At 72.2% G+C, this 24,699-nt stretch carries 18 protein-coding genes; 10 read left to right on the top strand and 8 right to left on the bottom strand.

What is annotated here, in order from left to right; all coding sequences use genetic code 11:
* Positions 1–93: 93 nt before the first annotated feature.
* The 6 genes from ACFWRT_RS22280 to paaK all read right to left on the bottom strand — a co-directional run bounded on the left by ACFWRT_RS22280 (position 94) and on the right by paaK (position 6,550).
* A complete protein-coding gene (locus ACFWRT_RS22280; protein WP_380949343.1) occupies positions 94–1,953 on the bottom strand; it encodes a glycosyl hydrolase family 18 protein in 1,860 nt (619 codons plus the stop codon).
* Between the two features lie 219 nt (positions 1,954–2,172).
* Positions 2,173–2,493, bottom strand: coding sequence for an STAS domain-containing protein (locus ACFWRT_RS22285; RefSeq protein ID WP_380949344.1), 321 nt, complete (start codon positions 2,491–2,493; stop codon positions 2,173–2,175).
* 67 nt (positions 2,494–2,560) lie between these two features.
* The gene (locus tag ACFWRT_RS22290) at positions 2,561–3,313 is read right to left on the bottom strand and encodes an amino acid ABC transporter ATP-binding protein (RefSeq protein ID WP_380949345.1); all 753 of its coding nucleotides are present in this window, start codon (positions 3,311–3,313) and stop codon (positions 2,561–2,563) included.
* On the bottom strand, positions 3,310–4,188 hold the full coding sequence (locus ACFWRT_RS22295) for an amino acid ABC transporter permease (protein WP_380949346.1): 879 nt from the start codon (positions 4,186–4,188) through the stop codon (positions 3,310–3,312). The genes ACFWRT_RS22290 and ACFWRT_RS22295 overlap by 4 nt, the downstream gene beginning before the upstream one ends.
* A complete protein-coding gene (locus tag ACFWRT_RS22300) occupies positions 4,185–5,081 on the bottom strand; it encodes an ABC transporter substrate-binding protein (protein ID WP_380949347.1) in 897 nt (298 codons plus the stop codon). Before ACFWRT_RS22300 ends, ACFWRT_RS22295 begins: the two co-directional genes overlap by 4 nt.
* 173 nt (positions 5,082–5,254) lie before the next feature.
* On the bottom strand, positions 5,255–6,550 hold the full coding sequence (paaK, locus tag ACFWRT_RS22305) for a phenylacetate--CoA ligase PaaK (RefSeq protein WP_380949348.1): 1,296 nt from the start codon (positions 6,548–6,550) through the stop codon (positions 5,255–5,257).
* A 234-nt stretch (positions 6,551–6,784) separates the two neighbouring features.
* Between paaK and ACFWRT_RS22310 the strand changes: the two genes are divergently transcribed.
* The 6 genes from ACFWRT_RS22310 (at position 6,785) to sbnA (ending at position 16,977) form a co-directional block, all read left to right on the top strand.
* Positions 6,785–8,308, top strand: coding sequence for an alpha/beta fold hydrolase (locus tag ACFWRT_RS22310; protein ID WP_380949349.1), 1,524 nt, complete (start codon positions 6,785–6,787; stop codon positions 8,306–8,308).
* A gap of 249 nt (positions 8,309–8,557) precedes the next feature.
* Positions 8,558–11,218 carry a Pls/PosA family non-ribosomal peptide synthetase gene (locus ACFWRT_RS22315; protein ID WP_380949350.1) on the top strand — a complete coding sequence of 887 codons (2,661 nt, stop codon included), beginning with the start codon at positions 8,558–8,560 and terminating at the stop codon, positions 11,216–11,218.
* A complete protein-coding gene (locus tag ACFWRT_RS22320; RefSeq protein ID WP_380949351.1) occupies positions 11,205–13,718 on the top strand; it encodes a non-ribosomal peptide synthetase in 2,514 nt (837 codons plus the stop codon). The genes ACFWRT_RS22315 and ACFWRT_RS22320 overlap by 14 nt, the downstream gene beginning before the upstream one ends.
* A 24-nt stretch (positions 13,719–13,742) precedes the next feature.
* Positions 13,743–14,747 (top strand): TauD/TfdA family dioxygenase, encoded by a 1,005-nt coding sequence (locus ACFWRT_RS22325; RefSeq protein ID WP_380949352.1) that lies wholly within the window; start codon positions 13,743–13,745, stop codon positions 14,745–14,747.
* Positions 14,744–15,823 (top strand): 2,3-diaminopropionate biosynthesis protein SbnB, encoded by a 1,080-nt coding sequence (gene sbnB, locus ACFWRT_RS22330; protein WP_380949353.1) that lies wholly within the window; start codon positions 14,744–14,746, stop codon positions 15,821–15,823. The genes ACFWRT_RS22325 and sbnB overlap by 4 nt, the downstream gene beginning before the upstream one ends.
* A gap of 56 nt (positions 15,824–15,879) precedes the next feature.
* Positions 15,880–16,977, top strand: coding sequence for a 2,3-diaminopropionate biosynthesis protein SbnA (gene sbnA / locus ACFWRT_RS22335; protein ID WP_380949354.1), 1,098 nt, complete (start codon positions 15,880–15,882; stop codon positions 16,975–16,977).
* Positions 16,978–16,989: 12 nt separating this feature from the next.
* Here the strand turns inward: sbnA and ACFWRT_RS22340 are convergent, their stop codons facing one another.
* The gene (locus tag ACFWRT_RS22340) at positions 16,990–18,609 is read right to left on the bottom strand and encodes an acyl-CoA synthetase (RefSeq protein WP_380949355.1); all 1,620 of its coding nucleotides are present in this window, start codon (positions 18,607–18,609) and stop codon (positions 16,990–16,992) included.
* Positions 18,610–18,775: 166 nt separating this feature from the next.
* Here ACFWRT_RS22340 and ACFWRT_RS22345 point away from each other — a divergent pair, with 166 nt between their 5' ends.
* The 4 genes from ACFWRT_RS22345 to ACFWRT_RS22360 are packed head-to-tail and all read left to right on the top strand — an operon-like array spanning position 18,776 to position 22,822.
* The gene (locus tag ACFWRT_RS22345) at positions 18,776–19,621 is read left to right on the top strand and encodes a crotonase/enoyl-CoA hydratase family protein (RefSeq protein WP_380949356.1); all 846 of its coding nucleotides are present in this window, start codon (positions 18,776–18,778) and stop codon (positions 19,619–19,621) included.
* Positions 19,622–19,644: 23 nt separating this feature from the next.
* The gene (locus ACFWRT_RS22350; protein ID WP_380949357.1) at positions 19,645–20,610 is read left to right on the top strand and encodes a Zn-ribbon domain-containing OB-fold protein; all 966 of its coding nucleotides are present in this window, start codon (positions 19,645–19,647) and stop codon (positions 20,608–20,610) included.
* On the top strand, positions 20,611–21,663 hold the full coding sequence (locus ACFWRT_RS22355; RefSeq protein WP_380949358.1) for a thiolase domain-containing protein: 1,053 nt from the start codon (positions 20,611–20,613) through the stop codon (positions 21,661–21,663).
* On the top strand, positions 21,656–22,822 hold the full coding sequence (locus ACFWRT_RS22360) for a thiolase domain-containing protein (protein WP_380949359.1): 1,167 nt from the start codon (positions 21,656–21,658) through the stop codon (positions 22,820–22,822). The genes ACFWRT_RS22355 and ACFWRT_RS22360 overlap by 8 nt, the downstream gene beginning before the upstream one ends.
* 24 nt (positions 22,823–22,846) lie before the next feature.
* Here the strand turns inward: ACFWRT_RS22360 and ACFWRT_RS22365 are convergent, their stop codons facing one another.
* Entirely contained in the window at positions 22,847–24,442 is a 1,596-nt protein-coding gene (locus tag ACFWRT_RS22365) for a hypothetical protein (protein ID WP_380949360.1), read from the bottom strand.
* Between the last annotated feature and the right edge of the window lie 257 nt (positions 24,443–24,699).

The raw sequence follows: 24,699 nt of genomic DNA on the forward strand, positions 1-24,699 counted from the left end.
CCGCCTGGTCCTCGGAGCAGACGTGAGCCCGCCCTCCCCATGTGCGGGGAGGGCGGGCTCTGTGCCGTACCGGGCTCTATGCCCTACCGGTGTCTACTTCAGACCGTTGCTGATCGCGGTCACGAGTTCGCCGTTGGCGGTGTCGCCGTTGAACTCCCAGAAGAACGCGCCACCCAGGCCCTGGCTCTTCGCCCAGGCCATCTTGGTGCCGACGGTCGCCGGGGTGTCGTAGCTCCACCAGTCGTTGCCGCAGTGGGCGTACGCCGTGCCGCCGACCGTGCCGGTGGCCGGGCAGGTGGTCTTCAGGACCTTGTAGTACTGGTTGCCGGGCTCGACGCCGGCCGCCGGGCCGGTGGCGGTGCCGCCGGGGGCGGACTGGGTGACGCCGGTCCAGCCGCGGCCGTAGAAGCCGATGCCGAGCAGCAGCTTGGAGGCCGGGACACCCTTGGCCTTCAGCTTGGCGATCGCGTCCGCCGAGTTGAAGCCCTGAGCCGGGATACCGGGGTACGAGGTCAGCGGGGAGTGCGGGGCCGTCGGACCCTGCGCGGCCCAGCTGCCGAAGTAGTCGTACGTCATCACGTCGTACCAGTCGATGTACTGCGCGGCGCCGCCGTAGTCGGCCGCGTCGAGCTTGCCGCCGTTGGAGCCGTCCGCGGTGATGGCCGCGGTGAGCAGGTTGTTCGGGCCGAACTTGGCACGCATGGCCTGCATCATGTTCTTGATCGACGCCGGGCCGCTGCTGTCACAGGTCAGACCGCAGGCGTTGGGGTACTCCCAGTCCAGGTCGATGCCGTCGAAGACATCGGCCCAGCGCGGGTCCTCGACCAGGTCGTAGCAGGACTGCGCGAACGCGTTCGGGTTCTGGACGGCCTGGCCGAAGCCGCCGGACCAGGTCCAGCCGCCGAACGACCAGAGGATCTTGATGTGCGGGTACTGCGCCTTCAGCTTGCGGAGCTGGTTGAAGTGGCCGCGCAGCGGCTGGTCCCAGACGTCGGCCTTGCCGTCGACGGAGTTGGCGGCGGTGTAGGACTTCTCGTAGTCCTCGTACGCGTCGCCGATGGTGCACTTGCCGTTCTGCACGTTGCCGAAGGCGTAGTTGATGTGCGTGATCTTCTCGGCGGAGCCGGAGGTCACGAGGTTCTTCACCGTGTAGGAGCCCCAGTTGGTGAAGTAGCCCAGGTTGATCTTCCCGCCGCCGGGGTTCTCGCCGCCGCCGCCGGTGGTGCGGACCGACGTGGCGGCCGAGGCCGGACCGGTCTGGTCGGCGGTGTCACGGGCGACCACGGTGTAGCTGTAGTCGGTGCCGGCGGTCAGACCGGTGTTCGTGTAGCTGGTGCCGGTGACCGTGGCGACGGTGGCGCCGTCGCGCTTGACGTCGTAGTTCTTGACGCCCTTGTCGTCCGTGGCGGCCGCCCAGGACAGCTTCACCGAGGTGTTGGTGATGTCGCTCGCGGTGGGCTTGCCCGGGGCGGAGGGGGCGTTGTCACCGGGGACGGTGGGGCCGCCGTCACAGGGGTTGCCGTTGAGCTTGCAGCCGGAGGGCGCGCCGTTGCCGGAGCCGTTGAAGCCGAAGGAGACGGAGGCGCCGGGGGACAGGGTGCCGTTCCAGCCGAGGTTCTTCGCCGTCCAGTGGTTCGCGGAGTTGGTGACCGTCGCGTCCCAGGCGGAGGTGACCTTGGTGTTCGCGGGGAAGTCCCACTCGACGGTCCAGGAGGTGAGCGTGGTGGTGCCGGTGTTCTTCACCGTCCACCTGCCCTCGAAGCCGGAGCCCCAGTCGGAGGCCTTGGCGTAGGTGGCGGTGGCCGAGGCCGCGGCCTCGGCGGGGGAGGCGAGGCCGACCATGGCGGCCAGCGGGAGGAGCAGTGCGGTGGCGCCGGCGAGGACCTTGGACCGCTTGTTCGGGGTGATGCCCCGCGTCGATCTGGTGCGGCGCCATCGTGACTCAGTGCTCAAGGGGGGCTCCTCGGGGGACGTCCGGAGGGCAGGGGTGGGTCCCTGGCCTGACAAACAAACCCTGCGTGGCCTTGAGCACGTGGTGTCTCTCGTGGGGGCTCCCGCAGTGTCTCCGCGACCCTAAGAAGGCCTAGACCAATCGTCAAGAGGTCTGGACCAAAAGATCGTTGAGGGGATCCCACCAGGAGCAGGCGCGTTCCGTTTCGTCATGGTCCGCCGTCAGACGGTGCGGGCGGTCTCCAGGGTCGGGTAGATCCGCAGGTAGGTGTCGACGCCCGCGAGGTCGAACAGCCGGGCCACCCGCCTGGAGGGGGCCGCGATGCGCAGATCGGTGCGCTGGTGGGTGTTGAGGATCATCCGCAGGAAGGAGGAGTCTGCGAACGTGATCAGGCTGGCGTCCAGCACCACTCCGCCGTGGACGGCGGCCATCGTCTCGATCTCCGCTCCGAGCGAGGTGGTGTTGTCCATGTCGAACTCTCCGCGCGGGGAGATCACGGGCAGCGGCGAGGGTCTGGAGCCCTCCGGGTCGGCAATCGTCACCGGGTGATGCTATCGCCAGGCGTTCGGCGTACCGACGACGTGGTGCTCGCCGTCGAGCGCGGCGCTCTCACAGCCGCCCCGCCTCCACGATCCGCCGCAGGAACCTCTGCGTACGCTCCTCCCGGGGCGCACCGAACACCTCTGCCGGTGTCCCGCGTTCCAGCACCACCCCCGCGTCCAGGAAGCAGACCTGGTCGGCGACCTCGCGGGCGAAGGCCATCTCGTGGGTGGCGATCACCATCGTCATGCCCTCGTCCTTCACCTCGCGGACCAGGCCCAGCACCTCGCCCACCAGCTCCGGGTCCAGGGCGGCGGTGATCTCGTCCAGGAGCAGCAGCCGGGGCCGTACCGCCAGCGCCCGGACGATCGCCGTACGCTGCTGCTGACCGCCGCTGAGCCGGTCCGGGTACTCGTCCGCCTTCGCGCCGAGCCCGAGCCGCTCCAGGAGCTCGCGCGCCCGCCCCTCGGCCTCGGCGCGGGAGAGGCCGTGGACGCGCTGCGGGGCAAGGGTGATGTTCTGCAGGACGGTCAGGTGCGGGAAGAGGTTGTACGCCTGGAAGACCACCCCGATCCGCCGGCGCACCGCGTCCGCGTCGGTCCGGGGGTCGGTGATCTCCTCGCCCTCCAGCCAGATCGCCCCGTCGTCGATCTCCTCCAGGAGGTTGGCGCACCGCAGGAGCGTCGACTTCCCGGAGCCGGAGGCGCCGATCAGGGCGGTCACGGTGTGCGGGGTGACCTCCAGGTCCACGTCGCGCAGCACCAGCGACGTACCGAACGACTTGCGGACCGCCTCCATCCGCAGCACGGGCGTGGTGCTCATACCAGTCCTCCCTGGGCCCGCCGCCGGTCCATCCGGGCCGTCACCCAGTCGGTGAGCCGGGTCATCGGGATGGTCAGCGCGACGAAGACCAGGCCCGCCACGACGTACGGGGTGTAGTTGAAGTCCTTGCTGGCGATGATCTGCGCCGCGTAGACGGCGTCCACGGCTCCGGCGATCGAGACGAGTCCGGTGTCCTTCTGGAGGGAGACCAGGTCGTTGAGGAGCGGCGGCACCACCCGGCGTACCGCCTGGGGCAGGACGACGAAGCGCAGCGTCCTGCCGCTGCTGAGCCCCAGCGACCGGGCGGCGGCCCGCTGCGAGGGGTGTACGGATTCGATGCCCGCCCGGAAGACCTCCGCGACGTACGCCGAGTACGTCAGCACGAGGGCGGCGCCGCCCAGCAGTACCGGATCGGTGGTCACGCCCTCCAGGCGCAGCGCCGGCACGCCGAAAACCACCATCAACAGGCAGATGATCAGCGGCAGTCCGCGGAAGAAGTCCGTGTACGCGGCTGCCAGCGCCCGCACGGGGAAGAACACCGGCCCGCGCAGCGTACGCGCCACGGCCAGCAGCAGGCCGAACGCCAGCACGGCGCTGCCGCACACCGCCAGCAGCCGCAGGTTGAGCCACAGGCCCTCCAGGACCTGCGGCAGGGCGATACGGGCGTAGTGCGGGCTGAAGAACGTCTCCTGCGTACGGTCCCAGCCGGGCGAGCCCGTGATCAGCAGGAACAGCGCCACGCCCACCACCAGCGTGCTGGTCGCGGCGATCGCCGTCGCCCGCCGGGTACGGGCCCGCCGGTGGCGTTCGCGGGCGACCCGGCGCTCGGAGGGGACGTAGCTGCCCTCGCCGGGCAGCGTCTTGTGCAGCGTCACTTGAGCACCGGCGCGTCGACGGCGTCGGAGAGCCACTCCTTCTCCAGGGCGGCGAGCGTGCCGTCCTTGCGCAGGGCGTCCACCGCGCCGCTCACGCAGGAGGTGAGCGTGGACTCCTTGTCCAGGACCAGGCCGAACTGCTCCGGCGTGTCGGTGGAGTTGGGGAACTGGCCGACGACCTTCGCCTCCGGCACCTCGGCCCCGGTGATGTAGAAGGCGGTCGGCAGGTCCACCACGATGGCGTCCACCTGGCCGGTCTTGAGGGCCGACTTGGCGAAGTCGTTGCGCTGGTAGACGGCGGGCCTCGTATCCGGCTTCACCAGGTCGTCGATGAACTCCAGGCTGGTGGTGCCCACTTGGGCGCCCAGCTTGACGTCCTTCAGATCGGCCACACTCTTCGCCCCGGCCGCCTTGGACGACTTGAGCGCGACGACCGCCTGGCGTACGTCGTAGTAGCCGGAGGAGAACGCCACGGCCTTCTTCCGGGACTCGCTGATGGAGACCTGGTTGATGTCGAAGTCGAACTTCTTGGCGCCGGGCGCGAACGCACTGTTGAACGGTACGTGCTGCCAGACCACCGCATCGCGGCCGTAACCGAGCTGCTTCGCCACGGCGTATGCTACCGCCGACTCGAACCCCTTGCCGTTGGACGGCTCGTCGTCGGAGAACCAGGGGGCGTACGCGGGCTTGTCCGTGCCGATGGTCAGCTTGCCCTCGACCTCGGTCGCGAGCCCGCCCGGCGCGCACGCCCCGGTCTCCGTGCCGGCCTGGCCCGAGGCCTTCGTCTCCTTCTCCTCGGCTTGCGGGGCGCAGCCGGTCAGGGCGGCGCAGAGGGCGAAGGCGGAGCAGACGGCGGTGACCGTGGTGACCAGGGAACGGTTGGCGAGATGCATAGCGGGAGACTGGCAGTGGCCGGGCCTCCCTGTCGAGATTTTCGAGCAGGTGTCCGCATAGTGGGAACGGGTGTTGCGGTGGTGTGAACACGCCGGTCAACAGCGCTGCTTACCTCGCCGTGAACACGCGCCGTGAACACGCGCCGTGAACATGCGCCGGTCACCCGCGCCGGTCACCCCGTGCCGGACTCCCGTAGATCCACGATCCGCCGGATCTTGCCCACCGAGCGCTCCAGCGACTCCGGGTCCACGATCTCGACCCCCACCGACACCCCGACCCCGTCCTTCACCGCCGCCGCGATCGCCGACGCCGCCTTCTCCCGGTCCGCCGCCGTCGCGTCCGCCCGCGCCTCCGCCCGTACCGTCAGCGCGTCCAATCGGCCCTGCCGGGTCAGCCGGAGCTGGAAGTGCGGGGCGACGGCGGGCGTACGCAGCACGATCTCCTCGATCTGCGTCGGGAACAGGTTCACCCCGCGCAGGATCACCATGTCGTCGCTGCGCCCGGTCACCTTCTCCATCCGGCGGAAGTTCCGGGCCGTCCCCGGCAGCAGCCGCGTCAGGTCCCGGGTGCGGTAGCGGATCACCGGCATCGCCTCCTTGGTGAGCGAGGTGAAGACCAGCTCGCCCTCCTCCCCGTCCGGCAGCACCTCACCGGTGAACGGATCCACGACCTCCGGATAGAAGTGGTCCTCCCAGACGTGCAGCCCGTCCTTCGTCTCCACGCACTCCTGTGCCACCCCGGGGCCCATCACCTCGGAGAGCCCGTATATGTCGACGGCGTCGATGGCGAACCGGTCCTCGATCTCCCGGCGCATCGCCTCGGTCCACGGTTCCGCGCCGAAGATCCCCACCTTGAGGGAGGTCGTGCGCGGGTCGACGCCCTGCCGCTCGAACTCGTCCAGCAGCGTCAGCATGTACGACGGCGTGATCATGATGATCTCGGGCCGGAAGTCCTGGATGAGCTGCACCTGGCGCGCCGTCATCCCGCCCGACGCCGGGATCACCGTGCAGCCGAGCCGCTCGGCCCCGTAGTGCGCGCCGAGGCCGCCGGTGAACAGCCCGTACCCGTAAGCCACATGGACCTTGTGGCCGGGCCGGCCACCTGCCGCGCGGATCGACCGGGCGACCACGTCGGCCCAGGTGTCCAGGTCGCGTTCGGTGTACCCGACGACGGTCGGCCGCCCGGTCGTGCCGCTGGAGGCGTGGATGCGCCGGACGTCCGCCTCCGGCACGGCGAACATGCCGAACGGGTAATTGTCGCGCAGGTCGGTCTTGGCCGTGAACGGGAAGCGGGAGAGGTCGGCGAGCGTACGGCAGTCCTCGGGCCGCAGCCCGGCCGCGTCGAACGCCGCACGGTAGAACGGCACGTTCTCGTAGGCGTGGCGGAGCGTGGTGCGGAGGCGTTCGAGCTGGAGGGCCTCCAGCTCGCCGCGGCTCAGCTGTTCCGCCGCGTCCAGCATGGCTTTCATCAGAACCCTTCCTCTCCCGAACCGGACGACCGAAACCGGGCGACCGAAACCGGGCGACCGAAACCAGGCGACCGATCATTCGGTCGATCTTCCTGGGAGCAGTAATTCAGGAGGCCGGGGGCGCTGGCAAGAGGGGCGCACGGACCCGTTCCCGATCGGTTCGCGGTGAATCCCGGATCGGCCGGCAGCGAAGCCCGGTGCCCTCGGCCACACGTTCCTGTTTGGATGGAGGACATGCCGACCTTCTCCGCGTACGACACCACCCCGCTCGCCTACCACCTGGTGGGGGAGGGCGAGCCGCTGATCTGCCTGCCCGGCGGACCGATGCGGGCGAGCGCGTACCTGGGCGACCTCGGCGGGCTCTCCGCCGTGCGTCAGTTGGTCCTGCTGGACCTGCGCGGGACGGGGGAGTCCGCCGCGCCCGAGGACCCCTCGACCTACCGCTGCGACCGGCTCGTCGCCGATGTGGAGGCGCTGCGCGAGCACCTCGGCCTGGACCGCATCGACCTGCTGGCCCACTCGGCGGGCGCGAGCCTGGCCCTGCTGTACGCCGCCCGGCACCCGGAGCGGCTGCGCACCCTGACCCTCATCACGCCCTCCCCCCGGGCCGCCGGCATCGAGGTGACCGACCAGGACCTGCGCGAGGCCGCCGCTCTGCGCAGCGCCGAACCCTGGTACGCCGAGGCCCGGGCCGCCCAGGAGGCGCTGCTCGCCGGCGGGCCCTTCGCCGAGCTGTGGCCCGCCGTCCGGCCGCTCACCTACGGCCGCTGGGACGCGGCCGCGCAGGCCCACGCCGCCGCCTCCGCCGGGCAGACCAACCCCGAGGCGCGCGCCCGCTACGACGGTGACGGTGCGTACGACCCCGCCGCCACGCTCCCCGCTCTGCGCGAGCTGCCCGTGCCGGTGCTCGTCCTCGCGGGGGAGTACGACGGCCACCCGAGCCCGGACCGGGCGACGGAGCTGGCCGCGCTCTTCCCGTACGGCGAGTTCACCGTCCAGCGGGGCGCGGGGCACTTCCCGTGGCTCGACGACCCGGGCGCCTTCTCCCGTACGGTGGCGGCCTTCCTCGACCCGGACGTCCTCACCGTGCAGGCGGGCGGCGTGCGGCTCGCGTACCGGGTGTGGGGCGTGCCCTCCGCCCCGCCGGTCGTCCTCCTCCACGGCCGGGCCGGCTCCTCCCTCACCTGGACCCGGATCGCCGGGGAGCTCGCCGCCGCACACCGTGTGTACGCCCCCGACTTCCGGGGCCACGGGCTCAGCGACTGGCCCGGCCGCTACTCCTTCGAGCTGTTCCGCGACGACCTCCACGCCTTCCTGGAGGCCCGCAACCTGGCCGGTGCCACCGTGATCGGCCACTCCATGGGCGGGGTGGCCGCCTACCTCCTCGCCCAGCGGGAGCCCGGGCTGATCGGGCGGCTGGTCATCGAGGACGCCCCACCGCTCCTCCCGCTCGACCCGCCCCGGCCACCGGCCGAACGCCCGGAAGGCGAGCTGGACTTCGACTGGTCCGTCGTCCCGGACATCGACGCCCAGCTGAACGACCCCGACCCGACGGGCCGCGAACGGCTGGCGGAGATCACCGCCCCGACCCTGATCATCGGTGGCGGCCCCACCAGCCACATCGACCAGAAACAGCTGACCCACATGGCCGACACCATCCCCGGAGCCGCGTTCACCACCATCGAGGCGGGCCACCTCGTCCACACCACCCGGCCGGAGGCGTTCCTCGCGGCGCTGCGGTCGTTCCGGCTGAGCTGAGGCGCGTACGCGTTCGCAGACGACCAGTAGGGGATTTCTCGCCCTTTGGGACGATCTGCCCGATAGGAGAGATGAGGGAGAAAAGGCCCAATCCACTTCCCGTCCGGTGCCGAATCACGGGCATGATGTCCGACCGCCGCCCGCACGCGCTCCCCGGCCCGCCCCCGCGGACCGGCCGCGAGCCGGGTGGGCGGGTCCGGTGCCCGGTGCGACGGACCCTCGCGGCCGGAGCCCACCTGGGGAGCCCGCATGGTGGCAGAACCCGCAGAAGCCCTGGCCCCGCATCGCCCCCGACCCGCCCCCGGCGAGGACCACCGGGCGCCGAGTAACCGGGACCGCATCCGTGACCGCGACCGCGACGGCGCCGAACCGATCCTGGCCGACGTGCTGGCCGACGTCCTGCACGTCGACCGCGTGGAGCCCGACAGCGACTTCTTCGCCGACCTCGGCGCCGACTCCCTCGTGATGGCGCGGTTCTGCGCGCGGCTCCGCAAGCGCGGGGACATGCCGCCGGTCTCGATGAAGGACATCTACCGGCACCCGTCGATCGGCGCGCTGACCGCCTCACTCGTCGTACCCACGCCCGAGGCCCCAGCGACGCCCGAAACTCCCGCGGCCCCCACTACCTCCGAGGCCCCCGCCGCCTCCGAGGCCCCCGCCACGTCTCCGGAACCGGCGTCCGCGGTGCCGCTCGCCGGGCCGGTGCCATCGGTGGCTGCTCCGACCGGCGGCCGGTCCCGCTACGTCCTGTGCGCGGTGCTGCAGCTCCTGGCGTTCCTCGGCTACTCCCTCGTCGTCGCGTCGGCCGCCACCTGGGGCTACGGCTGGATCTCCGCGGGCGAGGGGCTCCTCGCCGTGTACGTGCGCTCGGTGCTCTTCGGCGGCGCCGCGTTCCTGGCCCTGTGCGGGCTGCCCATCGTGGCGAAGTGGACCCTGATCGGCCGGTGGAAGCCCGTCCGGATCTGCGTCTGGAGCATGGCCTATGTGCGCTTCTGGCTCGTCAAATCCCTGGTGCGGGCCGACCCGCTGGTCCTCTTCGCCGGCTCCCCCCTCTACACGGGCTACCTCCGCCTCCTCGGAGCGAGGATCGGCAGGGGTGTCACGGTCTTCTCCCGCACCGTGCCCGTCTGCACCGACCTGCTCACCATCGGTGCCGGATCCGTCGTCCGCAAGGACGCCTACCTCTCCTGCTACCGCGCCCACGACGGCCTCATCGAGACCGGGCCCGTGACGCTGGGGAGGAACGCGACCGTCAGCGCCGCCACCGTGCTCGACATCGACACCTCGCTGGGCGACGGCGCCCTGCTCGGCCATGCCTCCTCGCTGCACCGGGGCCAGTCCGTACCGGACGGGGAGCACTGGCACGGATCACCCGCGCAGCGCGCGGACTCCGCGTACCCGGGTGTCGACGCCGTCCCCTTCGGTCCCCTCAGGCGGCCGCTGCACAGCGTCCTGCAACTGCTCACCGCGCTGCTGCTGTACCTGCCCCTGGCCTTCGGCGGGATCGGCCTGCTCATCGCCCTGGTCCCGCAGCTCGCCGCCTTCGCCCGCCCCGGGCCCACCGCACTCACCACCTGGGTGTTCTACGCCGAGGCGCTCGCCGCCTCCGTCCTGCTGTTCTTCGGCGCCATCCCGCTGGGGCTGCTCCTGGTGACCACCGTCCCGCGGCTCCTCGGCCGGACGCTCACCCCGGGCCGGACCTACCCCCTGTTCGGCCTGCACCACGGGGTGCACCGGACGATCGAGCTGCTCAGCAACCGCAAGTTCCTGAACCGGCTGTTCGGCGACAGCTCCTGCGTCGTCCACTACCTGCGCCACATCGGCTACGACCTCTCCCGGGTCCGGCAGACCGGGTCGAACTTCGGCACCGAGGTCAAGCACGAGGTGCCCTCGCTCTGCGCCGTCGGCAGCGGAACGATGGTGGCCGACGGGCTCTCCCTCATCAACACCGACTACTCCAGCACCTCGTTCCGCGTCTCCCGGACGTCGATCGGCCCGCGCAACTTCCTCGGGAACCGCATCGCCTACCCGCCCCAGGGCCGCACCGGCGACAACTGCCTCCTCGCCACCAAGGTGATGGTCCCCGTCGACGGCCCACCGCGCGAAGGCGTGGGGCTCCTCGGCTCCCCGAGCTTCGAGATCCCGCGAACGGTGCTGCGGGACAGTTCGTTCGACCGTCTCAAGGAAGCCGATGAACTGCGCCGGCTGCTGCCGGCGAAGAACCGGCACAACGCCGCGACCATGGGCTGGTATCTGCTGGTGCGGTGGCTGCACTTCTTCCTGATCACCCTCCTGGTCGCGGTCGCCGCCGAACTCCACGGCTCCTGGGGCGCGGGGGCACTCGCGCTGGCCAACGTACTCGTCGTCATCTTCACCGCCGGATACTTCGTGCTGGTCGAGCGGGCGTTCACCGCGCGCACCCCGCTGGCCCCGCTCTTCTGCTCGATCTACGACGTGCGCTTCTGGCGCCACGAGCGGTACTGGAAGGCGCCCTCGGAGACGTATCTGCGGATCTTCAACGGCACCCCCTACAAGAACGTGATCTGGCGGCTCCTGGGCGTCCGGATCGGGCGCCGGGTCTTCGACGACGGCTGCTTCCTCACCGAGCGGGCCATGGCCGCCATCGGCGACCACTGCACGCTCAACAACGGGACGGTCGTGCAGTGCCACTCGCAGGAGGACGGCACCTTCAAGTCCGACCGCAGCACCATCGGTTCCGGCTGCACGCTCGGCGTCGGCGCCTTCGTGCACTACGGCGTCACCGTCGGCGACGGCGCACAACTCGCCCCCGACTCCTTCCTGATGAAGGGAGAAGTGGTGCCGGACCACGCGCGCTGGGGCGGAAACCCGGCCCGGCCGATGGAACCGGGCGACCCCGCAGAAGGAGGCGGCCACGATGGAACCGACTGACCGGTACGGTGCCGAGGCCCCGCGCGACGCCCCCGACGCCCGCACCACCCTGCCCCGATGGACCCGGAACCCGGTGCCCGGCACCGCGGAGCACCGCTCGACGGTCCCCGCCGACGTGCTGGCCGTGCTCGGCACGCTGGGGGAGCGGACGGGCATGCCCCCCGGGACCCCGTTGCTCGCCGCGCACGCCAAGGTCCTCGCCGCCCTGACGGGCCAGGACGAGGTCACCACCGGATACGTCAGCGCCCCCGGCGCCCCGCCGGCCCCGCTCCTGCTGACCGCCGGGCCCGGTAGCTGGCGGACCCTGCTGAGGGACGCCCACCGAGCGGCCTCCGCTCCTCCCGCGGCCACGGCCGGGGACGCCACCGGAGCGGCCCGGCCGCCGACCGACGGCCCCCGGCCGGAGACCGTGGTCGGCCCGAGCGACGGCGAAGCCCCGGACGAAAACACCGTACTGAGGGTCTCCCTCGCCCCGTCCTCCGGCGTGCTCCGGCTGCGCTACCGGACCGACGCCCTGGACGCACCGTCCACCGCGCGCATCGCCGGCTACTACCGCACCGCGCTCACCCTGATCGCCGCCGACCCCGACGCCCCGCACCACCGGGCGAGCCTGCTGTCGGAACCGGAACGCCGCTGCCAGCTCGACGGGCTGTCCGGGCCCCGCCGGCCCCTGCCCGACCGGCGGGTCCACGAACTGTTCGCCGACCGGGTACGCCGGCACCCGGACGCCGTCGCCGCCGAACACGACGGGCACCGGTGGAGCTACCGCGAACTCGACGTCCGGGCCAACCGCGTCGCCCATGCGCTCCTGGCGCGCGGCCTGCGCCGCGAGGACGTCGTCGCCGTCGCCGGTGAGCGCGGCCTGACCTGGATGGCCGCCGTCCTCGGGGTGCTCAAGGCCGGAGGCGCCTACCTGCCCGTCGAACCGCACTTCCCGGCCGACCGGATCGCCACCATGCTCACCCGCGCCTCCTGCACGCTCGCCCTCACCGGAACGGGCACCACCGCCACCCTCGACCGGGCCCTGGCCGCCGCTCCCGGGACCCGGACCCTCTCGGTCGGGACGGCCTGGGCCGAGCGGTCCGGTGACCACGATCCGGGCATCGCGACGCCACCGGACGCGCTGGCCTACGTGTTCTTCACCTCCGGTTCCACCGGCGAACCCAAGGGCGCCATGTGCGAGCACGCGGGCCTGCTCAACCACCTGCTCGCCAAGACCGAGGACCTCGGGATCGGCCCGGACGACGTGATCGCCCAGATCGCACCCCCGAGCTTCGACATCTCACTGTGGCAACTGCTCGCCGGGCCGCTCACCGGCGGGCGCACCCTGATCGTCGGCCAGGAAGCGGTGCTGGACGCCGGGCGCTTCCTCGACACGATCGCCGACGGCCGGGTCACCGTGCTCCAGGTCGTGCCGTCCTACCTCGACGCCGTCCTCTCCCTGCTGGAACGCCACCCCCGCGAGCTGCCCGCCCTGCGCTGCGTATCAGTCACCGGCGAGGCACTCAAACCCGGCCTCGTCCGCCGCTGGTTCGCGGCCCGGCCCGCCACCCCCCTCGTCAACGCCTACGGGCTGACCGAGACCTCCGACGACACCCACCATGCCGTCATGGAACGGGAGCCCGAGGGCGACCGCGTACCGCTCGGGCGCCCGGTCCGCAACGTCCGCGCCTACATCGTCGACGAACAGCTCTCACCGGTGCCGCTCGGCGCCCCAGGCGAGATCGCCCTCTCCGGGGTCTGCGTCGGCCGTGGCTACGTGGGCGACCCCGGGCGCACCCGCTCGGTGTTCCTGCCCGATCCGCACCACCCGGGCGAACGGCTCTACCGCAGCGGCGACTTCGGCCGCTGGCTGCCGGACGGCACCATGGAGTTCCTCGGCCGCCGGGACAGCCAGGTCAAGATCCGCGGGTTCCGCATCGAGACCGGCGAGATCGAACAGACGCTGCTGCGGATCCCCGGCGTCCACGATGCCGCGGTGGTGGTCACCCGCCCGACCGGGGCGCCCCCGGCCCTGGCCGCCTTCTGCACCGGCCCCGACCCCCTCCCCGCTGCCCTGCTCCACGACCGGCTGAGCGCCGCACTGCCCGCCCACATGGTCCCCGCCTCCTTCCACTGGCCCGGACACCTGCCCCTGACGCCGAACGGCAAGACCGACCGCGACGCACTGCGCGCGCTCGCCACGACGGCCGCCGACACCCCGGCCGCCCAGGGCCACCGGCCGCCCGGCACGCCGACGGAGCGGCGGCTCGCGACGGCCTGGTCCACCGCCCTCGGCATCCCCCAGGACGCGATCGGCGGCGACGACCACTTCTTCGACCTCGGCGGAACCTCCCTCACCGCCGTCAAGGCGGCGATCCTCCTGGACCGGGCGATCACCCCCAAGGACCTCGCCCACCACCCGGTACTCGCCGACCTGGCCGGCCTCGTCGACGGGCGCCGGCCCGAGCCGGACCCCCAGGACGCGCCGCCCCCCGCCGAACACCCGGCTCGCACCTGAGCCGTCCTCCGGAAGGAGAACACCATGCCGTCCACGTGCACCGCCCCGCTGCCCGACCTGGAGCAGCTCCCCGGCCGACCGCCCCTGCTGCCCGCCGACGCCGGCGGCGACGCCCCCGGCTGGGTCACCGACCACCGCCACGCCCTGCGCGCCGCGGTCACCGAGCACGGCTCCGTCCTGGTGCGCGGGCTGGGGCTCCACGACGCGTCCGGCACTGCGGCGGTCCGCGACGCCCTGGGCGTCGCACCGACGCCCGAGCGCGAGACCTTCGCCGCCCGGCACGCGTACGGCGACGGTGTCCTCTCCGCCACCCCCTGGCCGCCGAACCAGCCGATGTGCATGCACCACGAGCAGAGCTACGCCCCGGAGTTCCCGGGCCTGATGCTGTTCGCGTGCCTCACCGCACCGGACCGGGGCGGGGCCACCGCGGTGGCCGATGCCGGGGCCGTCCTGGACGCCCTGCCCGCCGCCCTCACGGACCGCTTCGCGCGCGAGGGATGGCTCCTCACCCGCAGCTTCAACGGGGAGATCGGAGCCGGACCCGCCGAGGCGTTCGGCACCGGGGACCGTGCCGCGATCGAGGCGTACTGCGACGCCCACGCCATCCGGTTCCGCTGGTCGCCCGACGGCGAACTGCGCACCACGCAGCTCCGCGACGCCGTGACCCGCCACCCTGCCGACGGACGACGCTGCTGGTTCAACCAGATCGCCTTCCTCAACGAGTGGACGCTCGCCCCCGAGATCCGGGAGTACCTGGTCGAGGAGTACGGGAGCGAGGGGCTTCCCTTCAACACCCGCTACGGCAACGGCGAACCGCTCACCGAGGACGTGGTCCGGCTGATCAACGACGTGTACGAGGCCCACACCGTCCGCAGCCCCTGGGAGAGCGGCGATCTCCTGATCGTCGACAACATCCGCTCCGCCCACAGCCGGGAGCCGTACGAAGGGCCGCGCGACGTCGTCGTCGCCCCCGCGGCTCCCGTGCGTACCGCCGGGCGGTCCACCGTCATCGAGGGGACCCCGTCATGACCCCCGCCCGTACCACCGCGCCCGTCCCGGCCGGAGCCGGCACGCTCCGGGAGCCCGTCGTGCCCCCGTTCGCGGTCATCACCGGGGAACAGGTCCAGAACGCTCTGCGGGGCCGCGAGAAGGACATCGTGGCCGTGATCGAGAACGCCTACCGGCTCCACGGGGCCGGGGCGTCGGTCAACCCCCCGTCGTCCTTCCTCCGGTTCCCCGACCGCCCCTCCAGCCGGATCATCGCGCTGCCCGCCTCGCTCGGCGGGGACGTCCAGGTGGACGGGGTGAAGTGGATCTCCAGTTTCCCGGAGAACGTGGCGGCGAGCATCCCCCGCGCCTCCGCCGTGCTGATCCTCAACGACCACGCCACCGGCTACCCCTTCGCCTGCCTCGAAAGCTCCATCATCAGCGCGACCAGAACGGCCGCGTCCGCGGCGGCGGCGGCCGACCGGCTCAGCCGGGAGCGTCCGCGGCCGCTCCGCGTAGGGTTCTTCGGTGCCGGGCTCATCGCCCGCTACATCCACACGTTCCTGGAGGGGACCGGCTGGTCCTTCGAGGACATCGGCGTGCACGACCTGTCCCCGAGCAGCTCCGCCGGATTCCGCCTCTACCTCGAACAGGCGGGCGCCACCGGGCGCGTGACCGTCCACGACACCGCCGAGGAGCTGATCCGGCGCAGCGATCTCGTGGTCTTCGCCACCGTCGCCGCGGAACCCCACGTCCTCGACCCCTCGTGGTTCGCCCACCATCCGCTGGTGCTCCACGTGTCCCTGCGCGATCTGGCCCCGCAGATCCTGCTGACCGCGACCAACATCGTCGACGACGTCGGCCACTGCCTGCGCGCCGCCACCTCACCGCACCTCACCGAGCAGCTCACCGGCAACCGGGACTTCGTGCACGGCACGCTGGACGACGTGATGGCGGGCCGGGTCACCGTTCCCGCCGACCGGACGGCGGTCTTCTCGCCCTTCGGCCTCGGCGTGCTCGACCTCGCCGTCGGCATGTACGTGTACGACGAGGTGGCCCGCTCCGGAGAGCTGCGCACCGTCGACGGCTTCTTCCACGAACTGCGCCGGTACGGGTGAGCCCGCGCGCCCCACGGCTCACCGCGGTCGGACCGTTCCCACCCAAGGAGGGCATCGTGCCTGTCATATCCGTTCCCCAGGCCTTCAACGAGGAGGACCTGTACGTCGATCTCCGGCCGATGCTCGGACGGGCGCTCTTCCTCAAGTGCGAAGGGTTCAACTTCGCCGGTTCGATCAAGCTGAAGGCGGCAGCCGAGATGGTGGCCGCCGCCGAACGGGAGGGCGTGCTGACTCCGCACTCCGTGCTGGTCGAGTCCTCGTCGGGCAATCTCGGAGTGGCGCTCAGCATGATCGCGGCGAGCAAGGGCTACCGGTTCATCTGTGTCACGGACGCCCGGTGCAACCTGGCGACCCGGCTCATGATGGAGGCGCTGGGCAGCCAGGTGCACCTGGTGGCAGGCCGGGAGTCCAACGGCGGCTTCCTCGGCGCCCGCCTCGACTACGTCCGTGACCTCTGCGCCACCGACGACCGCTGCGTGTGGTTGAGCCAGTACACCAACCCGGCCAACTGGCGGGCGCACTACCGCACCACGGCCCCCGCCATCGCCGGGTCCTTCCCCGGCCTGGACGTCCTGTTCATCGGGGCGGGCACCACGGGCACCCTCATGGGGTGCGCCCGCTATTTCCGCGGGTGGCACCGCCCGGTGCGGATCGTCGCCGTGGACAGCGTGGGTTCGGTGAGCTTCGGCGGTGCCCCGGCCCGCCGGATGATCCCGGGCCTCGGCATGAGCGTGCGGCCGCCCCTGCTGGACGACTCCTATGTCGACGAGGCCGTGCTCGTCGAGGAGGCGGACACCATCGGTACCTGCCACCGGCTGGCCTCCCGGGGCTTCCTCTTCGGCGGCTCGACCGGCACGGTGGTCAGCGGCGCCACGGCCTGGCTGGAGCGGCACGGCCGCCCCGGGCTGACCTCGGTCGCCATCGCCCCGGACCTGGGCGAGCGCTACCTCGACACGGTGTACCAGTCCACCTGGGTCAGCGACCTGTACGGCGACGACACGGCGACCCGGGACAACACCTGCCGCCGGCCCCGGCCCGACAGCGCCCGGCCCACCCCCGCGGGCTCCCGCGCCGCCGCCCCTGCCGAGCCTGCGGCACTGCCGGGCAGGCCGCCCGCTCGCCCCGGAAGGCACGGGCCGGACCGCGGCACCTAGGGAGTGTCCGGATCAGCCCCCGGCCCCCTTCGCCGCCACCGCCTTCGCCCACCGGTAGTCCGCCTTGCCGCTCGGTGAGCGCTGGATCCGGTCGGTGAGGACCAGGGCGCGCGGGATCTTGTACCCGGCGAGCCGGGTCCGGCAGTGGGCCTGCACCGCGTCGAGGTCCAACGCCGCTGCTCCCTCCCGCAGTTCGATGACGGCCGCGACCCTGCTGCCCCAGCGCTCGTCGGGGACGCCCGCGACGAGCGCGTCGTACACGTCCGGGTGGGACTTGAGCGCCTGCTCCACCTCCTCCGGATAGACCTTCTCCCCACCGGTGTTGATGCACTGCGAGCCCCGGCCGAGCACGGTGACGATGCCCTCCGCGTCGACGGTCGCCATGTCGCCCAGCAGCACCCACCGCTCATCGCCCTTGCGGAAGAAGGTGTCGGCGGTCTTGGCCGGGTCGTTGTAGTAGCCGAGCGGCACATGGCCACGCTGGGCGATGCGGCCCACCTCGCCGGGGACCACCGGCTCGTACGTCGCCGGATCGACCACCGCCGTACGGGCGTTGACCTGGACCCGGAAGCCGCGCTCGGGGCCCGCGTCGGCGGTGGCCGTGCCGTTGAAGCCGGACTCGGACGAGCCGAAGTTGTTGAGCAGCATCACGGTCGGCACGAGCGCCTGGAACTCCGCCCGCACCGAATCCGACATGATCGCCCCGGAGCTGGAGACGGAGAACAGTGACGAACAGTCCGTCCCGCGCAGCGGCCCGTTGAGGGCGTCGATCAGCGGACGCAGCATCGCGTCACCCACCAGCGACACGCTGGTGACCTTCTCCTTCTCGATCGTCCGTAGAACCTCCTCGGGGGCGAACTTGCGGTGAACGAGCACCCGTTGACCGAAGTTGAACCCGATGAACGCGGTCAGGGTGGAGGTGCCGTGCATCAGCGGGGGAGTGGGGAAGAAGGTGATGCCGTCGCCGCCCGCCGCCACCCGCTCGGCCAGCTCCTGCGGGCTCTTCACCGGTTCGCCGGTCGGCGCGCCGCCGCCCAGGCCGGAGAAGAACAGGTCCTCCTGACGCCACATCACCCCCTTCGGCATCCCGGTCGTGCCGCCGGTGTAGATGATGAACTGGTCGTCGGCGGAACGCGGTTCGAAGCCGCGCAGGGGCGAGCCGGACGCCTCGGCCTCGGTGAAGGGGACGGCCTCCAGGCCCGGGGGCGTGGCTGCGGACCCCACCCGGACCAGGTGGCGCAGGGCCGGGGCCTGTGCCGACGCCGCCGCGACCCGCTCGTCGAACTCGCCGTCGAAGACCAGCGCCGCCAGGTCCGCGTCCCGGTAGAGGTAGACCAGCTCCTCCTCCACGTAGCGGTAGTTGACGTTCACCGGCACCAGGCGCGCCTTCAGCGCTCCCAGTACCGTCTGGAGGTACTCGATGCCGTTGTAGAGGTGCAGTCCCAGATGTTCGCCCGGGCGGAGGCCCGCACCGATGAGGTGGTGGGCGATGCGGTTGGCGGCGGCGTCGAGTCCGGCGTACGTGAGGCGCCGTTCGGCGCCCGTACCGGGATGGTCCACGTACAGGAGCGCCTCGCGGTCGGGGACCACGTCGACGACCGACTCGAACAGGTCGGCAAGGTTGTACTCCACCGTTCCTCCTGACCCCGGATGACTGGTGACTCGGCCGTCATTAGAGCGCCGGTCGGCACAAGTGGGAAGGGGCGGCGGCGAAAGAATCTGACGAGCTGTCAGAAAACTATTGAACTGCGACCCCGCCTACTGCAACCTGTTCCAGGTCTGCAGACGGGAGTGCGTCATGGGCGGTACGGAAGACGTCGGTACGGAACACGTCAGTACGGAACACCTCGGTACGGAGCACCTCACCGTGGAGCGCCGAGGTGCCACGCTGGTGCTCACCTTGAACAGGCCGCAGGCCAGGAACGCGCTGTCGCTGCCGATGCTCGTCGGCCTGTACGACGGATGGCTCGCGGCCGACGCCGACGACGAGGTCCGCTCGGTCGTCCTGACCGGCGCGGGCGGCGCGTTCTGCTCCGGCATGGACCTCAAGGCGCTCGCGGGCGGCGGGATGGAGGGTGAGGAGTACCGGGAGCGGATGATCGCCGACCCGGACCTGCACTGGAAGGCGATGCTGCGCCACCACCGGCCGCGCAAACCGGTGATCGCCGCCGTGGAAGGGCCCTGTGTCGCCGGCGGCACCGAGATCCTCCAGGGAACGGACATCCGCATCGCCGGGGCGGGCGCCACCTTCGGGCTGTTCGAGGTTCGGCGCGGCCTCTTCCCGATCGGCGGCTCCACCGTCCGGCTGCCCCGCCAGATCCCCCGCACCCACGCCCTCGAAATGCTCCTCACCGGCCGCCCGTACACCGCCGACGAGGCGGCCGCCATCGGGCTCATCGGCCGCGTCGTGCCCGACGGCACCGCCCTGACGGAGGCCCTCGCCGTCGCCGAGCGGATCAACGCCTGTGGGCCCCTCGCCGTCGAGGCGGTCAAGGCCTCGGTCTACGAGGGTGCCGAACTGACCGAGAGCGAGGCGCTGGCCGCCGAACTCAAGCGCGGCTGGCCCGTGTTCGCCACCGAGGACGCCAAGGAGGGCGCCCGCGCCTTCGCCGAGAAGCGCCCGCCCGTCTACCGGCGCGCCTGAGCCCTCAGCCTACGGAGAGAGCCATGACCGACATCCTCAGCGCCCCGCTGGTGGTCGAATTTCCCTTCACCCGATCTCTCGGCCCCGTCCAGAGCGCCTTCCTCACCGGACTCCGCGAACGCACCGTCCTCGGCGTCCGCACGGACGACGGCACGGTCCTCGTGCCACCCGTCGAGTACGACCCCGTCACCGCGAACGAGCTCCGAGAACTCGTCGAGGTCGCCGCCGCCGGCACCGTCACCACCTGGGCCTGGAACCCGTCCCCGCGCCGCAACCAGCCGCTGGGAACCCCGTTCGCCTGGGTCCTCGTCCGCCTCGACGGCGCCGCCACCGCGCTCCTGCACGCCCTGGACGCCCCCGGACCCGACGCCGTGCACACCGGGATGCGGGTCCGGATCCGCTGGGCCGCGACCCGTACCGGCGCCATCACCGACATCGCCTGCTTCGAGCCGTACGACGATGAGGCAGGGTACGACGGTGAGGCAGGGCCGGACGAACCCGCTCCCCACGAAGGGGAGTTCGCCGACCCCGTCACCGGCATCGTCGCCCCCGCCCGCCTCGACTACACCCACACCCCCGGCCGCGCCCAGAGCGCCTACCTCAAGGCCCTCGAAGGCCACCGCACCGTCGGCGAACGCTGCCCCGCCTGCCGCAAGGTCTACGTACCGCCGCGCGGAGCCTGCCCCACCTGCGGCATCGCCACCGCCGAACAGGTCGAGGTCGGCCCGCGCGGGACCGTCACCACGTTCTGCATCGTCAACATCAAGGCGAAGAATCTCGACATCGAAGTCCCGTACGTCTACGCGCACATCGCCCTCGACGGCGCCGACCTCGCCCTCCACGGCCGCATCGCGGGCATCCCGTACGACGAGGTCCGCATGGGCCTGCGCGTCGAGCCCGTCTGGGCGGAAGGCGCCCGCCACCCCGACCACTACCGGCCCACCGGCGAGCCCGACGCCGACTACGACACGTACAAGGAGCTGGTGTAGATGCGAGACGTGGCGATCGTCGCCTTCGCCCAGACCGCGCACCGGCGGCGCACCGACGAACTCTCCGAGGTCGACCTGCTGATGCCCGTCCTCCACGAGGTCCTCGGGGCGACCGGCCTCAAGGCGAACGAGATCGGGTTCACCTGCTCCGGCTCCGCCGACTACCTCGCCGGACGTGCCTTCTCCTTCACCATGGCCCTCGACGGCGTCGGCGCCCACCCGCCCATCTCCGAGTCGCACGTCGAGATGGACGGGGCCTGGGCGCTGTACGAGGCCTGGGTGAAGATCATGACCGGTGAGGCGGACACCGCCCTCGTCTACTCGTACGGCAAGTCCTCGCCCGGCGAGGTCCGCGACGTCCTCACCCGCCAGCTCGACCCGTACTACCTGGCCCCCCTCTGGCCCGACTCCGTCGCACTCGCCGCCCTCCAGGCCCAGGCCCTCATCGACGCGGGCGACACCGACGAGCCGGCCCTCGCCGCCATCGCCGCCCGCAGCCGCACCGACGCCATCACCAACCCGTACGCCCAGCTCACCGGCGACGTCCCCGCAGGTGACCACCTCGTGCGGCCGCTGCGCACCGGGGACTGCCCGCCCATCGGCGACGGCGCCGCTGCCGTGATCCTCGCCGCCGGGGACACCGCCCGCGCCCTGTTCGCCCGGCCCGCCTGGATCCGCGGCATCGACCACCGCATCGAGGCCCACAGCCTGGGCGTCCGCGACCTGACCGACTCACCCTCCACCCGGCTCGCCGCCCAGCACGCCGGAGCCTTCGAACGGCCCGTCGACACCGCCGAGTTGCACGCCCCCTTCACCTCGCAGGAGGTCGTCCTGCGCAAGGCCCTCGGCCTCGGCGACGACACCCGGATCAACCCGTCCGGAGGCGCGCTCGCCGCCAACCCGATCATGGCCGCGGGCCTGATCCGGCTCGGCGAGGCCGCCGCCCGCATCCACCGAGGCGAGTCCGACCGGGCCCTCGCCCACGCCACTTCCGGGCCCTGCCTGCAACAGAACCTGGTCGCCGTCCTGGAAGGGGAGAGCGCGCATGCCTAAGGAGCCCGTCGCCGTCGTCGGCATCGGCCAGACCAAACACGTCGCCGCCCGGCACGACGTCTCGATCGCCGGACTGGTCCGCGAGGCGGCTCTCCGCGCCCTGGAGGACGCCGAGCTGACCTGGAGCGACATCGACGCCGTCGTCATCGGCAAGGCCCCCGACTTCTTCGAGGGCGTCATGATGCCGGAGCTGTATCTCGCCGACGCGCTGGGGGCTGTCGGCAAGCCGATGCTCCGCGTCCACACGGCGGGCTCGGTCGGCGGCTCGACCGCACTCGTCGCCGCGGGCCTCGTCGCCGCCCGCGTCCACCGGACCGTCCTGACCCTCGCCTTCGAGAAACAGTCCGAGTCCAACGCCATGTGGGGTCTCTCCCTGCCCGTCCCCTTCCAGCAGCCCTTGCTGGCCGGTGCCGGCGGCTTCTTCGCCCCGCATGTGCGCGCGTACATGCGCCGTACGGGAGCCCCCGACACGGTCGGCTCCCTCGTCGCGTACAAGGACCGCCGCAACGCGCTCAAGAACCCTTACGCGCACATCCATGACGCGGACATCACCCTGGAGAAGGTCCAGGCGTCGCCCATGCTCTGGGACCCGATCCGCTACTCCGAGACCTGCCCCTCCTCCGACGGGGCCTGCGCGATGATCCTCACCGACCGCGAGGGCGCGAGCAGGGCCCCGTACCCGCCCGCCTGGGTCCACGGCGGCGCCATGCGCAGCGAACCGACGCTCTTCGCCGGCAAGGACTTCGTCTCACCGCGGGCCGGCAAGGACTGCGCCGCCGACGTCTACCGGCAGGCCCGGATCACCGACCCGCGCCGGGAGATCGACGCCGTCGAGATGTACGTCCCGTTCTCCTGGTACGAGCCGATGTGGCTGGAGAACCTCGGCTTCGCCGGTGAGGGCGAGGGCTGGAAGCTCACCGAGGCGGGCGTCACCGAACTCGACGGCGACCTCCCGGTCAACCCCTCGGGCGGTGTGCTGTCCACCAACCCGATCGGCGCGTCCGGCATGATCCGCTTCGCCGAGGCGGCCCTCCAGGTACGGGGACGGGCGGGCGAGCACCAGATCGACGGGGCCAGGAGGGCGGTCGGCCACGCCTACGGGGGCGGGGCGCAGTTCTTCGCCATGTGGCTCGTCGGATCACAGCCTCCGCCGGGCTGACCCGCCTGGTCCGGTGCGCGGCGTTCACGGCAGCGGGCAACTGACCTGAAGCACCCGTTCGGCCAGCCGGCCCGTGAGGCGGCCGTCGGCGACGGCGGCCTCCTCCAGCCAGTCCGCCGCCGTCAACTGCTCCACCAGCGGCTCCAGCTCGTCGGGCTCGACGGCGCACCAGGAGGTCAGGACCGCCAGGTCGACGCCCTCGCCCTCGGGCCCCAGCCGGCCGTCGGTCGTGGTCCGGACGGCCAGGGCCAGGGCGAGGAGACGGGTGGCGGCACCGGTCTTCTTCTTGCGGAGCTTCTTGTCCCCGACGACCCGCTGGGCCCATCCGCTGAGCTTGGGACGCGTCTTCCGGCCGAAGTCGAACGGGCCCTGTCCGTCGTCGTCGGGCACCAGAGACGGGATGGTGATCGGGGTGGGGCTCTCCGGGCGGGAGTCGAGCAGATCGTCGGCGGTGCCGGGGAAGGACAGCCAGCCGGAGTCCACGAGCCGTTCGAGCAGCTCCTCGGGATCGGTCAGGGGCCAGCCCTTGACGTCCTGCCCCACCAGGTTGCCCGTACCGGTGAGCGCCGAGCGCAGGGTCAGCATCACCGCCATCAGCCGGGCCTCCGGACCGGGCAGCGGGGTGTGCTCGGCGACGTGGGCGAGGACCGTCCGCGCGTGCTCCCACTGCGTGAGTCCGGGCAGCAGCCGGTTGGTGACCTCTCCCTCGCCGACCGGGCTCTGGCCGGTGCGCTGCTGGTGCTGGAGGAGGGCGGCGGCGGCCGCCTGCTCGGCGCGTTGCGCGTCCAGCCGCAGCTCGGTCTCCCCGGTGACCTCCGCCCACGTGCGGAAGGCCTTCGCCTTACGGGAGTGGAGTTCGGCGAGCTGCTCCAGGTCCGGTTCGGGGCGCTGCTGATAGGCGCGGAAGAGGTTGCCCAGCTCGATCAGCTCGTCGCGCAGGGCGACGGGGTGCAGGTCGTACGGCACGAAGCGCTGCGCGATCTTCCCGGTGCGGCGGTTGCGCCGGGGCTTCGGGCGGGGGGCCGGGACCGCTCCGGCCACGGGGGCGGGGGCGGGGGGCGAGGTGGCGTGGGAGAAGTGCGGGCCGGCCGGGGCGGGTGACGAGGAGGCATGCGAGAAGTGCGGCCCGACCGGGGCGGGCGGTGGGCCCGCGGCTCCCTGCGCTCCTGCCGCGGGGGCCGGTCCGGCGGCGGCCGGGGCGGTGGCGACGATCTTCGCCGAGGGGTGGGCGGCCGCACAGCGTGCGCAGCACTCCAGCGCCTGCCACCAGCGGCCCTGCCGGTCGTTGATGACCGCCAGGACGACCGGGCCTCCGCATCGCAGGGCCGGGGCGCGGTCGCGTGGGCCGTCGGCCCGGACGTGCGTGTGGCACTCCTCGGCCCGGCAGGCGCAGGACGCCCCGGGCCGGGGCCCCGAGGCGGCTCGCAGGTGCGTCGCGAGGTGCGCGACGGCAGCCGTGCGGCCGGCGGCGGCGGAGGGCAGAACCTGGGGGGCGCAGGCCGGCCGGCCGCACGAGACGCGCACCGCCGCGCCTCCCCGGTCGGCCGGGTCCAGGCGCACCATCCACGCGCGCCCCGCCACCCGCTCTTCCAGCCCGCTCACTGTGCCCTCCACCGTCATCCTGTCCTCTCTCCCGGCGTATCGCCGTACCCGTGCTGTTTCGGCGTATCGCCGTTCCCCTGCTGCTCGCCGCTGCCGCTACGGACGGCGCACGGCGGTGATCCAACGGTATGCGGCATGGGGCCTCGTCGCGGGCGAACTTGCTCCGATTCCACGCGGAAGAGTCTGCGCGGGGGCGCCGCTCGTGCTTTCCGCCGACGGGCGGAGGGCCGATGCGGCGGAGCGGTGTTCCGTCCCGGGCCCGGCTCCGCAACGTG

It is taken from the genome of Streptomyces cyaneofuscatus (assembly GCF_042718795.1).
GTDB lineage: Bacteria > Actinomycetota > Actinomycetes > Streptomycetales > Streptomycetaceae > Streptomyces > Streptomyces cyaneofuscatus_A.

Coding starts and splice junctions, on each gene's coding strand:
- ACFWRT_RS22290 (WP_380949345.1), bottom strand. CDS start 3,313: ATGAGCACCACGCCCGTGCTGCGGATGGAGGCGGTCCGCAAGTCGTTC.
- ACFWRT_RS22300 (WP_380949347.1), bottom strand. CDS start 5,081: ATGCATCTCGCCAACCGTTCCCTGGTCACCACGGTCACCGCCGTCTGC.
- paaK (WP_380949348.1), bottom strand. CDS start 6,550: ATGAAAGCCATGCTGGACGCGGCGGAACAGCTGAGCCGCGGCGAGCTG.
- ACFWRT_RS22310 (WP_380949349.1), top strand. CDS start 6,785: ATGCCGACCTTCTCCGCGTACGACACCACCCCGCTCGCCTACCACCTG.
- ACFWRT_RS22315 (WP_380949350.1), top strand. CDS start 8,558: ATGGTGGCAGAACCCGCAGAAGCCCTGGCCCCGCATCGCCCCCGACCC.
- ACFWRT_RS22320 (WP_380949351.1), top strand. CDS start 11,205: ATGGAACCGACTGACCGGTACGGTGCCGAGGCCCCGCGCGACGCCCCC.
- ACFWRT_RS22325 (WP_380949352.1), top strand. CDS start 13,743: ATGCCGTCCACGTGCACCGCCCCGCTGCCCGACCTGGAGCAGCTCCCC.
- sbnB (WP_380949353.1), top strand. CDS start 14,744: ATGACCCCCGCCCGTACCACCGCGCCCGTCCCGGCCGGAGCCGGCACG.
- ACFWRT_RS22345 (WP_380949356.1), top strand. CDS start 18,776: ATGGGCGGTACGGAAGACGTCGGTACGGAACACGTCAGTACGGAACAC.
- ACFWRT_RS22350 (WP_380949357.1), top strand. CDS start 19,645: ATGACCGACATCCTCAGCGCCCCGCTGGTGGTCGAATTTCCCTTCACC.
- ACFWRT_RS22355 (WP_380949358.1), top strand. CDS start 20,611: ATGCGAGACGTGGCGATCGTCGCCTTCGCCCAGACCGCGCACCGGCGG.
- ACFWRT_RS22360 (WP_380949359.1), top strand. CDS start 21,656: ATGCCTAAGGAGCCCGTCGCCGTCGTCGGCATCGGCCAGACCAAACAC.
- ACFWRT_RS22365 (WP_380949360.1), bottom strand. CDS start 24,442: ATGACGGTGGAGGGCACAGTGAGCGGGCTGGAAGAGCGGGTGGCGGGG.